Genomic DNA, 11,753 nt, shown 5'->3' with positions numbered 1-11,753 from the left:
ACACCCGTCCAGATTGGAGACGTCGACATCATGTCCCGCCTTGCACGCATCAAGGAAATCCTTGAAGAAACGCTCGACGTCGAAGACCTCGCCGTCACGCCGGAACTTTCCGCGGCGGATGTTGATGAATGGGACAGCCTCAATCACATCCGCTTCATCGTGGCGATCGAGGATGAGTACACGATAAAATTCACCACAAAGGAAATCGCCGACATGCGCAATATCGGCGATCTCATGGCCACGATCGACGCCAAGACCGGCGGATGACACCGATCACCGCGATCGTCAGCCCGGGCGGGTCGCGATGATCACGGTCGAGATCGTCGCCTTGATCCGCCGCGCCCGATCGAGGGTCACACCGGTCGCGGGCAGAAGATCCACACGGGTGACGTCGAGGCCCGAGGCGGCGGTCATCTCGACCACCGCCTCGGGGGTCTCGAACAGATAGATATGATCCGGCGCCGGGCTGTTGACCGGCACATTCAGGAACACACGCCCCCCCGGCGCCAGAAGATCGTGGATGGTCTCCAGCGCCAGATCGGGCCGTTCCAGATGCTCCAGAACCTCGCTCAGCACGATGTTGTCGAAGCCCGCATCCGGCCGCGCGTCCGGGTTGCCGATATCCACGGCCACAAGCGCCACCGGTTTTGTCAGGCCCAGACAGTCAAGCGCCTGGGCGCTGCGGGCAAGGCTGGTCGGGCTGACATCCCAGCCGGAGATGACGCCGCACGCCGGATCGGCCGCCGCCAACGCCAGCAGCAGCCCGTGCCCGGGTCCGATCTCCAGGTGGCGACAGCCAGGCCGGCTCCCCGCCAGGAAGACCGTGTGGTACAGCACGATCGCATCGGCATGATTGCGCCACAGCACCTGCGACAACAGAATGCCGTCCAGATACGGGCGCATCTCCTCAGGATCCGCATAGATAAGCGCCTCGACCTCGGCGAAACGCCGCAACCGATATCCACCTGTCCGGCGAAAATGAAGCTCCTCATCATTGATCATGCCGCACATCCGGCGATAACCGTCGGCAAAGCTTGCCAGCGACGCGCCACACATCGCGCGGATCGCCACCGCGACCGGGTCCAGCGCAACGATCCGCTCTGGCGTTTCCCCACGAAAGCGCCGATGCAGGAACCCCTCATGCCCGGGCCAGGCCACCAGCACGGCATCAACGAGTTCCGCGAGGGCAGGCGAGATGGTGGCAAGCTGAGCAAGGTTCATCGCGATCAGGGTCCAGTCGGTCCGGTGCTGCGTCACCCGATCATAGAGTACCGGCCCTCGACACAGAAGGACGGAGGATGACCCTCGACATCCTGCCATGGCTTCCCGCCCTGCCCGGTCGCCTGCGGCCGGAACTGGCATTGGTCGACGCAGCCGGCCATTCGCGGGGCGCAGGCCATTCACGGGCGGAAGGCCATTCGCGGGTGGAAGGGCTTCTCGCGCTCCGCCGGCTCGCCACCCACCGCCTGTCCCTGCCCCAGATGGCGCCGGTGGCCCGCCTGGCCGAGCGCTTGATCGGCGATGATGATCCAGCGCCCGTCTTCCGCGCGCTGCGGCTTGGCATCCTGTCCGACACCACCAGCGCGTTCCTGCCCGATGCGATCCGGGTCGCGGGTCTGCGTCATGGCCTCGACATCAGGGTGACGCCCGCGCCGGACGACCAGATACCGGCGACACTGAACGACCCGGCGGCCGCTTTCTTCCGTGCCGACCCGGAACTGGTCCTGCTGTCACTGGACCGGCGGCGGCTGCCCCACTGGCCCGGCGATGGCGCCCCCGACACATCCGACCATGCGCTTGACCGGGTTCTGGCGCATCTGGAGATGCTGCATGATCGCGCCGCCGCCACAACCGGCGCCACGATCATGGTCCAGACACTGCCACAGATGCCAGCAGGGCTCTTTGGCCATTTCGACCGGCGCATGGCAGTGTCGGCGCGCCGGCGCATCGATCAGGTCAACCAGTGGCTCGTCGACTGGGCGGAGGCCAACAATGCCATCCTGTTCGACCTCGCGGCTCTGGCCGAGACGGTGGGCACCGCCAACTGGCACGATCCGCGCGAATGGCACTGGTCGAAAAGCGCCATCTCAACCACGATGCTGCCGCTCTATGCCGATCATGTCGCGCGGATCGCCGCCGCGCGCGCCGGCCTTGCCCGGCGGTGCCTGGTTCTTGACCTCGACGATACGCTGTGGAGCGGTGTGATCGGCGATGACGGGCCGGAGGCAGTCGTGCTCGGTCAGGGCGACCCCGTGGGCGAGGCGTTCCTGTCGGTGCAGCGGATGGCGCTGGACCTGCGCCGGCGCGGCGTGGTGCTGGCCGTGTCGAGCAAGAATGACGAACATGTCGCCCGCGGGATGTTTCGCGACCATCCCGACATGCTGCTGCGCGAGAGCGACATCGCTGTCTTCGTCGCCGACTGGCGCGACAAGGCCACGCAGATCGAGGACATCGCGGCCCGCCTGGGATGGGGCGTCGATGCCCTTGTCCTGCTCGACGACAACCCGGCGGAGCGTCGGCAGGTGCGCGAGGCCCTGCCCCAGGTCGCCGTGCCCGAGCTGCCCGACGACCCGGCCGGTGTGCCCGACCGCCTGCTCGCCGCCGGCTATTTCGAGACGACCGCCGTGTCGGACGAGGATTACGGCCGCGCCGGGCACTATACCCGCCTTGCCCAATCCCGGCAGGCCCAATCCCGGCATATCGGCGCCGGCCATGTCAGGCTCGGCGGTTTTCAAGACTATCTGCGCGCGCTGGACACGCGGATCGACATGGCGCCTGTCGACGCCGCGTCACGTGGACGCGCGGCCCAGCTCATCAGCCGGTCGAACCAGTTCAATCTGACCACGAGGCGCCACGACGCGGCGGCACTCTCAGCGATGGAGGCGGCCGGGGATACGACCGCGTTCTGCATTCGCCTGCGCGACACCTTTGGCGATGCCGGCATCATCTCGGTCGTGATCTGCCGCGCCGCAACCGGCGAAGGCGCCACGCTGAGCTGGGCGATCGATACCTGGCTGATGAGCTGCCGGGTGCTGAACCGTCGGGTCGAGGCGGCGGTGCTGGCAAAGCTCGTGGACGTCGCGCGTGCCAAAGGCATCGCCACGCTCACCGGCCTGTATCTGCCGTCGGGTCGCAACGCCATGGTCGCCGGCCACTATGCGGCGCTGGGTTTCACAGCCGCGCCGCATGACGCATGGCCCCTCACGGCCGGCGCCCCGGCCCTGCCACCTGAGGCCACCGTCTGGCAATTGCGGGTGGCGGATCATGTGGTGCCGCCCGATCTGCCGATCACGATCAATGTGTGACTGGCAGTGCGTGACCGGCGGCCGGATCGCCGTCACGCGGTCATCTTCAACCGCGTCGGCGCCGGCTGACGGATCGCGGGCGGGTTCCTGTTGATCTGCGCGCGCCCGAATTCAAGCATACGCTGCATCTTGCGCATGGTGAACCGCTCGTCATTCAGCCATGACTGATAGGTGCGCGCCACATCCTCCTCATCAAGGAAGCGTCGCATCATCTCGTAACTGTTGACGATCCGCTGCGGATTGAACTGAACCTTCTGCAACCATTCAATCCGCAGCTCGGCGATATCGTCGGACGTCAGGGGAACCTTGTCCCGATCGAAGATATCGCCATAGAACACGAACGGATCCGTGGTGAACATGCGCGGCGTGGTGCGCATGCTGGTTTGTCCATCCAGACGCCGCGCCTGTTCCGGCGTGGGGTCCAGATGCGTCCACAGCAAGGTATCGCGGAACACACGCACAATATTCAATGTCGGATCGCACAGATGGTCGAAGGATGCGGCATAATCGATCGTCGCCCGCATCTCTTCCTTCGTCTCGGAGGGGAACCCGGCCATAAAGAACGTCGTGCAGATGAAACGCCTGGATGCGGCATCGATCATCTTCTGTGCGCGGTCGATCTTCAGATTCTTGCCGATGAAGCGTTGCAGCCTGGGCGTGACCGTCTCAACGGCCAGCGACATCATCACCGTGCCGGCGGCCTCGAACAGATCCAGCATCTCCTCGTCCATCTGATCGGCGCGCAGGCCGATCGGGAAATGCAGCCGCATGCCCGGCAGTTCCGCCGCGATCTTGCGCAGCACCGCCTTGGCGCGGGGCTGCGGGAAGTTGAAGATGTCGTCGACGAACATGAACGACGTGATGCCGTGGTCGTCGCGGCGCTTGCGCATCTCGTGGACCACCGATGCGGGTGAGCGCTGATGCGTCGCCTTCTCCGCCGCGATATGGCAATAGAAACAGCGATACGGGCAGCCGCGCGACGTCTCGATATAGCCGCAATGCGACGGCGGCACATGGGCCGCGTTGCTGATCCCGCGATACTGTTCAAGATCAATCAGGTCATAGGCCGGCAGGGGCACCGCATCCAGATCCCTGATCCGGACCCGCTTCTCGTTCCGCAGCGCCTTGCCGTCGACCAGGGCCGCGGTGCCGACCAGATCGACCGGCATCGGCTCGCCGCGGTTCAGGATGGTGAGCAGCGCCGAAAACGTCTCCTCGCCCTCACCGATCACCGCGAGGTCGATCTCGCCCGCCTCAAGCAATTGGTCATAGGCCGACGACACATGCGGGCCACCGCCAATGATCGGCCGGCCGGGCAGCGTCTGCCGGATGATCCGGCTGAGCGCCGAGAACTGGTCCCGAAAGAAGGACAGCGCGCGCAAGCCGATCAGATCCGGCTCGAACTCACGCAGGACACGCGGCAGGGCGGTTTCGTAATCGCGGCTGGTGAGTGTCTGAAAGATCCGGATTTCGGTGTCGGGGAATGCCTCGCGCGCCGCCGCGGCGATATACATCAGGCCCAGGGGGTGGCTGCCCCAGCGACTGGCCTGAAACGACTCTTCCGACGCATCGGCTGCAACGAGGAGAATACGACGGATCATGGTATGCAATTCCCTTTACGGTGCGCCCCACGCCGGCAAAACCGGCTTACTGTATTTTGGCTAAGCGTAGGCTGTATGGCCGGATACCGATAGGGATTTTGCGGCAGGAGGCCTGCACGAAACCTGTTTCGTCAATGGCGTCGGCCACGAGCCACGGTCCGGGCCGTGACAAATCGAAGCGGATGCCGATTTGGCGCCATCGCGGGATCGGGTGCCGTGGACAGCGGCACTGGTGGTGCTAGGCTGGTGATGCGGCTGTCATATCGGGCCGCCCGCGCCAAAATAGGGAGGCCCGCCATGGAGTTGTCCCGCGCCACTGAAGGCACGCTCACCCTGGCATTGTCCGAGCAGGAACTGTGTGTGATCCACGCCTGCCTTCAGGAATCGCTGACGGTGATCCACCCCTGGGAATACCGCCATATGGTCGGTGTGCCGGTGGAGACCGCGTCAGGCATCGCCGGCCGGCTGCATCATCTGATGCGCGTGGCGGGCATCGTCGACGGCCATGTCTGACACGGCCGACGCGGCCTCCATCCTGGGTCACGCGCCGGCGCAATCGGCGATCAGCCAGTCACGCAGCGCCTGAACCTCTGACGACGCCATGCGCGCCGCAGTCGCCACCAGATGATAGCCGGCGCCGGGGATCAGCGGGCCGAAGGGCTGGACCAGCACACCGCTGGCCAGTTCGTCGCGCAGCAGAATCAGGCTGCCGATCACCGCGCCCTCGCCGGCGATGGCCAGTTGCAGGGCATGGCTGTCATCGGTGAAGCGCAGCCCCCGGCCGGCGTCGAGCCAGGCTGCCCCCGCCAGCCGCCGCCAATGCGGCCAGCCGGGGGCATCGGCGCTCCGGTGATGCCAGTCGACATGCAACAGCGTGACATTGGCCAGATCGCGCGGGCATCGCAGCCCCAGCCTTGGGCTTGCCAGCACACCAAAGGCGTCATCGCATAAGTGATGTGACATCAGGCCTGGAAACGGGCCGGTGCCATAGCGCACCGCCGCATCGGCAGCACCGGTCTCAAGATCGGCGATCGCCTCGGTCGCCTGCAGCCGCAGGTCGATATCGGGATGGCGCGCGCGGAAACGGGCCAGCGCCGGGATCAGCCGCCGGCCGGTGAACAGGGTGGTCGCCGACAGGGTCAGCACCGGATGTGTCACCGGCGGCGGCCGCAGCGCGGCGACGGCAACCGCCATGCCGTCCAGCCCGTCGCGCACCGCCGGAAACAGCGCCAGCCCGGCGGCGGTCAGCGACACCCGCCGGACATGGCGGGTGAACAGCGCCACGCCCAGGCTGTCTTCCAGCAGGCGGATCTGATGGCTGATCGCCGTGGGCGTGACCGCCAGTTCGTCGGCGGCCTTCTGGAAGCTCAGCCGGCGGGCCGCGGCCTCGAAGGCGCGCAGGGCGCCCAACGGCGGCAATCTGCGCGGCGGCGGGGGGCGGCTATCCATGGCTGAATGCACATCATCTGTCTGGTGAGGGATCCGATTTTGTCGAGACCGTTTTATCAGCCTATTCCTTGCCCGTGAAGCCGACGCCGCATCAGGACGACTGATCCTGTCACATCCATGCGCGGCCATCACCCTCACGGAAAGGCCCCCTGTCATGGCTACCCTGCTTCAGATCGATGCCAGTGCCCGCGCCGGTCGCCCCAACGCCGACCCGTCGGGTATCGACCGGCATGGCTCCCACACCCGCCGGCTGACCGCGCGTTTCGCCGCCCGCTGGCAGGCCAGCCGGGCCAAGGACACCCTGCTCTACCGCGATGTCGCGGCAGAACCGCCCCGGCCGGTGGATGGCGCCTGGGTGGCCGCCGCCTTCACGCCACCTGCCACCCGCACCGCCGCGATGCGCGACGCGCTGGCCGAAAGCGACCGGCTGGTCGCCGAACTGCTCGCCGCCGATGTTCTGGTGATCGGCGCGCCGATGTATAATTTCGGCCTGCCCGCGCCGCTGAAGGCCTGGATCGACAATATCGTGCGGGTCGGCGTCACCTTCGGCTTCGATCGCGGCCGGGGCGCTGAGCCCTATTGGCCGATGCTGCCCCCCGGCAAGCGGTTGGTGATCGTCAGCGCGCGCGGGGATTTCGGCTATGACCCCGGCGGCCGCATCGCCCATCTGAACCATGTCGAGGGCGGGCTGGCGGCGCCGCTCGGCTATATCGGCCTGACCGATACCGCCGGTGTGGCGGTGGAGTATGACGAGTTCGGCGACGACCGGCTGCGCGCGTCGCTCACCCGCGCCGAGGCGGCGATCGACGCCCTGGCCGACCGTATGGCCAATGATACGCCCTGAGCCTGCCGACCAGACCCAGCCAGGGCTTGCCGTCGGCGCTGTCCCGTCCCATCATGCGCCGGTCCGGAGCCAGACGGCCCGCGACCGATGGCGTTGAGGAGGCGGTCCGCGCCCAAATGGACGATCCCATACCTGAGATGCCCACACCTGGCGTGACCGGCACCCCGGCCGGCGACCGCGACGGACCGTCGGCCGCCGCCGGCCGCGACTGGAGGCGGGCGCAGGCGGCACTCGACGACGATTTGCGCCTTCATCTGGCGGAGTTGGTGGCGGATGCGGCCGACGATCTGGCTGGTGATTTCTATCGCGTGCTGCTGGCCGATCCGGAGGCGGCACCGCTGTTGTCGCATGATCTGGTCCGCACGCGGTTGCGTGCCTCTCTGGCCGGCTGGCTGTGCCGTCTGTTCGCCAACGCCCCCCTGCCCGATTTCGACACCATGGCCGCGGGCCAGCGCCATATCGGCGAGGTCCATGCCCGGGTCCGCGTGCCGATCCATCTGGTCGGGCGCGGCGCGCGGCTGATCAAGGCCGGGCTGGCGGGCCGGCTGGCGGCGTCGCTGGACGATCGCGACCGGCTGGTTCAGGCGCTGATCCATATCGAGACGGTGATGGATATCGCCATCGAGCTGATGAACACCGCCTTCGTATCGGACCTGAAGCGCGAGACCCGCAACGAGGAAGCCTATCGGCTGTTCTTTCTGAGCCAGGATCTGACCCTTGAGCGGGAGAGCCAGCGCGCCGCCCTGCTGGAATGGAACCAGACCGTGCTTCTGGCGCTGGCCGGCGGCGCCCATGTCGCCGGTGCCGCGACCGGCACGACCCTGCCCGCGATCGGCCGGTCGGAATTCGGCCTGTGGTTCCATCATCGCGGCAGCATCATGTTCGAGGGCCTGCCGGTTCTGGACCAGGTGGCCCGGCTGATGCAGGCCATCGACGGCCGCGTTCTGCCGGACATCGATGGCGCGCGCGCCACCGGCGGCGATATCGCCGCCGGACTCGGCGCCCTACAAGGCGCGGTGGGCGAGATCCGCTTCGTGCTGAAACAGGCATTCGAGGGGCTGATCGGCATCGAGGCCGGCCGCGACGCCCTGACCCGCACCCTGAACCGGCGCTTCCTGCCCGCGATCCTGAACCGTGAGATCGCCCTGGCGCTGCGCCGCAAGCGCCCCTTCGCGCTGATCATGATCGATCTGGATCATTTCAAGGCGATCAACGACGCCCATGGCCACAGCGCCGGCGACGCCGCCCTGCGCCGCGCGGCCGAGACGATATTGGGCACATGCCGTGGCAGCGACATCGTGTTCCGCTATGGCGGCGAGGAATTTCTGGTCGTAGCGGTCGAGACCGATGATGCCGCCGCGCGCGAGATGGCCGAGCGCCTGCGCGCGGCCATCGCCGCGACCGACATCACCCTTGCCAGCGGCGCCCATATCGTCATCACCGCGTCGATCGGGATTGCGGTGTTCGATGGCCATCCCGATTACGGCCGGCTGATCGATGCCGCCGACCGGGCGATGTATGATGCCAAGCATGGTGGCCGCGACCGGGTCGTCTCGGCCCCAACCAGTCTCACCTGTCCTGAACCGGCACCGGCCACCACCGGCAGCGCCGCGCGATCCCCCGGACCAGTCCCCGCCCAAGGAGCGACCTGACATGTACCCGAATACGAGCCTCCACATCGACGGCGCCTGGACCGCCGGCAGCACCGGCTTTGACGAAGCGGTTCTGAACCCGGCGACGGCCGCGGAGATCGGCCGCGTCGCCCATGCGACCACCGCCGATCTGGACCGGGCGCTGGAGGCCGCCGACCGCGCGTTCAAGACCTGGCGCAAGGTTCCGGCCTATGACCGGTCGAAGCTGATGCGCAAGGCGGCCGGCCTGCTGCGTGAGCGCGCCGACAACATCGCCCGGATCATGACCCTGGAACAGGGCAAGCCCCTGGCCGAGGCCCGGGCCGAAACCATGGCCGCCGCCGACATCATCGAATGGTTCGCCGAGGAAGCCCGCCGCGCCTATGGCCGGATCGTGCCGCCCCGTTTCGCCGGCACCCAGCAATTGGTGACGCGGGAGCCGGTGGGGCCGGTCGCCGCCTTCACGCCGTGGAATTTCCCGATCAATCAGGTGGTGCGCAAGGTTTCGGCGGCGCTGGCCGCCGGCTGCACCATCATCGTCAAGGGCCCGGAAGAAACCCCGGCCAGTTGCGCCGAACTGGTCCGCGCCTATGTCGATGCCGGCCTGCCCGCCGGCGTGGTCAATCTGGTCTATGGCGTGCCGGCCGAGATTTCGGCCTATCTGATCCCGCATCCGGTGATCCGCAAGATTTCGTTCACCGGCTCGACCGCGGTCGGCAAGCAGTTGGCGGCGCTGGCCGGCCAGCATATGAAGCTGGCCACCATGGAGCTGGGCGGTCATGCCCCGGCGATCGTGTTCGACGACGTCGATGCCGGCCGCGTCGCCAAAGCGCTGGCCGCGCAGAAATTCCGCAATGCCGGTCAGGTCTGCGTGTCGCCGACCCGCTTCCTGGTCCACGAGGCGGTGGCCGACCGTTTCGTCGACGATTTCACCCAGGCCGCCGCCGCACTCCAGGTCGGCAACGGCCTGGACGACGGCGTGCAGATGGGCCCCCTGGCCAACAGCCGCCGGGTCGACGCCATGGAGGCGCTGGTCGCCGACGCGCTGGCCAATGGCGCCACGCTGCGCACCGGCGGCGAGCGCATCGGCAATACCGGCTATTTCTTCAAGCCCACCGTGCTGACCGGGGTGCCGCTCTCGGCCCGGATCATGAGCGAGGAACCCTTCGGCCCGGTGGTGCCGGTTGCAACCTTCAGCGATTACGACGCGCTGATCGCCGAGGCCAACCGCCTGCCCTATGGCCTGGCCGCCTATGCCTATACCAGCTCGGCGCGCACCGCCGCCAATCTGTCGGCCGATATCGAAAGCGGCATGATTTCGATCAATCAGGGGGCGCTGGCGCTGCCGGAAGTGCCGTTCGGCGGCATCAAGGAAAGTGGTCACGGATCGGAAGGTGGCAGCGAGGCGATCGAGGCTTATCTGAACACCAAGTTCGTGGCCCACAACACCGCGTTCTAAGGCCGCCCTGCCCTGCGGGGCGGCGATCCGGCGTGATGCCCGCCAGAGGAAATTGTTCTGCCGAGCATCTTCACCCGATCAGGTGGTTCCACCTGATCGGGATCTGCTCTCTGGCGGGCATCACGCCACCCCCTTAAACCGGAAGCCGTGCCGTCATGACCGATCGTACCGTTCTTCAGCCCGGTCCCGACCATCCGATCACCATCGAACCCGCCGCCGGCCGGGCGGTCGTCACCATCGCAGGCCAGGTGGTCGCCGACAGCCGCAAGGCGTTGTCGCTGCAGGAAGCCGGCTATCCGGCGGTGCTGTATGTGCCGCGCGCCGATGTCGACATGGCGGCACTCAGCCGCTCCGACCACACCACCTGGTGCCCCTACAAGGGTGAGGCGTCCTATTACAGCATCCCCATGGGCGGTACCGCCGCAACCAATGCGGTCTGGAGCTATGAAGCGCCCCATGACGCGGTCGCAGCAATCAGGGATCATCTGGCGTTCTATCCCGACCGGGTCGACGCGATCAGCCTGCGGGATGATGCCACGGACTGAACCATGATCGCAGGGCGCGCGGTTCAGCGGCGGGTTTTGCCGTTGATCTTGCGAGTGATTATCAATATCAATATGGATGTTCTGTCGCCGCCCAAGGATCACGGCCGATGCATCCAGCCCTGGACCCCGCCTTCAGCGGGCCGTTCGACCGCTTCCGCGGCATGGTCGCGGGGCCGGAGGACACGCGTCCGGCAGTGAGCGCCCGGGCGCTGATCGCGGACGAGGATCTGGGCGAGATGATGATCCGCCGCGCCGGCGGCAGTGCTGCGGCACCGGCGGCTCGGCGCGGTGCGGCATCGCTGTGGTCGCAATTCTATTTCGCGATCATCGCCGTGCCGGTGGTGGCCGGCGCCATGCTGGCCGGACGGCGGCTGGCGGTGGGGCTGGATGACGTGCGCTGGGTGATCGGCGATAACGGCCTGCCGGTGGCGATGCGGCTGGACGATCCGGGCGCCGCCCTGCCCGATCGCGATCCCCTGGGCGTGATCGTCGAGTTGATCGAAAACCATATGACGCCGCTGGTCGACACCGTCAGCCGCACCGCCCGGCTGGCACCCAGGCTGCTGTGGTGCAACGCGGCCGTGCGGCTGATCTGGGCGATGGAAACCGCGGCCCTTACCGTCAACGACACCGCCGCCAACGACACCGCCGACATTGCCAGCATCGCACAGGCAACGCGCCGGCTGCTGATCGAGGCCCCCACTTTGCCCTCCGGCGCCGCCAATCCGATGTTCGACATGCTGTTGCGGCCATCCAGCGGCGCCACCGCCAGCTATGCCCGCAAGGTCTGCTGCCTGCGCTATCTGATGCCCGGCGTGGCGGATTGCGGCGAGACCTGCCCGCTGCCGCCACGCAACCGCGGCTGAGCGACGGCGATGCCCTTTGCCGCTCCGGTCGCCTGACGGCATCTCGCGATACG

General features: G+C 67.2%; 11 protein-coding genes. 8 read left to right on the top strand and 3 right to left on the bottom strand.

The features are described from left to right. The first annotated feature begins 30 nt into the window (after positions 1-30). Positions 31-267 (top strand): acyl carrier protein, encoded by a 237-nt coding sequence (locus tag WG924_RS05925; protein ID WP_345932088.1) that lies wholly within the window; start codon positions 31-33, stop codon positions 265-267. An 18-nt stretch (positions 268-285) separates the two neighbouring features. On the opposite strand, the gene WG924_RS05920 is transcribed toward WG924_RS05925, so the two are convergent. Further along, positions 286-1,257 (bottom strand): class I SAM-dependent methyltransferase, encoded by a 972-nt coding sequence (locus tag WG924_RS05920; protein WP_345932087.1) that lies wholly within the window; start codon positions 1,255-1,257, stop codon positions 286-288. Between the two features lie 41 nt (positions 1,258-1,298). Between WG924_RS05920 and WG924_RS05915 the strand changes: the two genes are divergently transcribed. Then, entirely contained in the window at positions 1,299-3,305 is a 2,007-nt protein-coding gene (locus WG924_RS05915; RefSeq protein ID WP_345932086.1) for an HAD-IIIC family phosphatase, read from the top strand. Positions 3,306-3,337: 32 nt separating this feature from the next. Here WG924_RS05915 and WG924_RS05910 read toward each other — a convergent pair whose 3' ends face one another. After that, positions 3,338-4,906, bottom strand: a complete 1,569-nt coding sequence (locus WG924_RS05910) for a B12-binding domain-containing radical SAM protein (protein WP_345932085.1) — start codon at positions 4,904-4,906, stop codon at positions 3,338-3,340. A 297-nt stretch (positions 4,907-5,203) separates the two neighbouring features. On the opposite strand from WG924_RS05910, the gene WG924_RS05905 reads away from it, so the two are divergent. Then, the gene (locus WG924_RS05905; RefSeq protein ID WP_345932084.1) at positions 5,204-5,419 is read left to right on the top strand and encodes a hypothetical protein; all 216 of its coding nucleotides are present in this window, start codon (positions 5,204-5,206) and stop codon (positions 5,417-5,419) included. A gap of 27 nt (positions 5,420-5,446) precedes the next feature. Here the strand turns inward: WG924_RS05905 and WG924_RS05900 are convergent, their stop codons facing one another. Then, the gene (locus WG924_RS05900; RefSeq protein WP_345932083.1) at positions 5,447-6,355 is read right to left on the bottom strand and encodes a LysR substrate-binding domain-containing protein; all 909 of its coding nucleotides are present in this window, start codon (positions 6,353-6,355) and stop codon (positions 5,447-5,449) included. 154 nt (positions 6,356-6,509) lie between these two features. Between WG924_RS05900 and WG924_RS05895 the strand changes: the two genes are divergently transcribed. From WG924_RS05895 to fhuF, 5 genes are all read left to right on the top strand, one after another. Beyond that, positions 6,510-7,199 carry an FMN-dependent NADH-azoreductase gene (locus WG924_RS05895; protein WP_345932082.1) on the top strand — a complete coding sequence of 230 codons (690 nt, stop codon included), beginning with the start codon at positions 6,510-6,512 and terminating at the stop codon, positions 7,197-7,199. A gap of 137 nt (positions 7,200-7,336) precedes the next feature. Then, positions 7,337-8,851, top strand: a complete 1,515-nt coding sequence (locus tag WG924_RS05890; RefSeq protein WP_345932081.1) for a diguanylate cyclase — start codon at positions 7,337-7,339, stop codon at positions 8,849-8,851. A 1-nt stretch (position 8,852) separates the two neighbouring features. After that, positions 8,853-10,289 carry an NAD-dependent succinate-semialdehyde dehydrogenase gene (locus WG924_RS05885; RefSeq protein WP_345932080.1) on the top strand — a complete coding sequence of 479 codons (1,437 nt, stop codon included), beginning with the start codon at positions 8,853-8,855 and terminating at the stop codon, positions 10,287-10,289. A 155-nt stretch (positions 10,290-10,444) separates the two neighbouring features. After that, a complete protein-coding gene (locus WG924_RS05880) occupies positions 10,445-10,834 on the top strand; it encodes a DUF427 domain-containing protein (protein ID WP_345932079.1) in 390 nt (129 codons plus the stop codon). A gap of 107 nt (positions 10,835-10,941) precedes the next feature. After that, the gene (fhuF, locus tag WG924_RS05875) at positions 10,942-11,700 is read left to right on the top strand and encodes a siderophore-iron reductase FhuF (RefSeq protein ID WP_345932078.1); all 759 of its coding nucleotides are present in this window, start codon (positions 10,942-10,944) and stop codon (positions 11,698-11,700) included. Positions 11,701-11,753 lie beyond the last annotated feature (53 nt).

The organism is Tistrella arctica, from assembly GCF_039630945.1.
Classification (GTDB): Bacteria; Pseudomonadota; Alphaproteobacteria; order Tistrellales; family Tistrellaceae; genus Tistrella; species Tistrella bauzanensis.
The sequence above is the reverse complement of the archived record's forward strand: the minus strand, read 5'-3'. Positions and strand labels throughout refer to the sequence as shown.

What these genes read in the sequence shown, in the direction of transcription:
- WG924_RS05885 (WP_345932080.1), top strand. Translation starts at nt 8,853, where the DNA reads ATGTACCCGAATACGAGCCTCCACATCGACGGCGCCTGGACCGCCGGC.
- WG924_RS05905 (WP_345932084.1), top strand. Translation starts at nt 5,204, where the DNA reads ATGGAGTTGTCCCGCGCCACTGAAGGCACGCTCACCCTGGCATTGTCC.
- fhuF (WP_345932078.1), top strand. Translation starts at nt 10,942, where the DNA reads ATGCATCCAGCCCTGGACCCCGCCTTCAGCGGGCCGTTCGACCGCTTC.
- WG924_RS05910 (WP_345932085.1), bottom strand. Translation starts at nt 4,906, where the DNA reads ATGATCCGTCGTATTCTCCTCGTTGCAGCCGATGCGTCGGAAGAGTCG.
- WG924_RS05895 (WP_345932082.1), top strand. Translation starts at nt 6,510, where the DNA reads ATGGCTACCCTGCTTCAGATCGATGCCAGTGCCCGCGCCGGTCGCCCC.
- WG924_RS05900 (WP_345932083.1), bottom strand. Translation starts at nt 6,355, where the DNA reads ATGGATAGCCGCCCCCCGCCGCCGCGCAGATTGCCGCCGTTGGGCGCC.
- WG924_RS05890 (WP_345932081.1), top strand. Translation starts at nt 7,337, where the DNA reads ATGCCCACACCTGGCGTGACCGGCACCCCGGCCGGCGACCGCGACGGA.
- WG924_RS05880 (WP_345932079.1), top strand. Translation starts at nt 10,445, where the DNA reads ATGACCGATCGTACCGTTCTTCAGCCCGGTCCCGACCATCCGATCACC.
- WG924_RS05915 (WP_345932086.1), top strand. Translation starts at nt 1,299, where the DNA reads ATGACCCTCGACATCCTGCCATGGCTTCCCGCCCTGCCCGGTCGCCTG.
- WG924_RS05925 (WP_345932088.1), top strand. Translation starts at nt 31, where the DNA reads ATGTCCCGCCTTGCACGCATCAAGGAAATCCTTGAAGAAACGCTCGAC.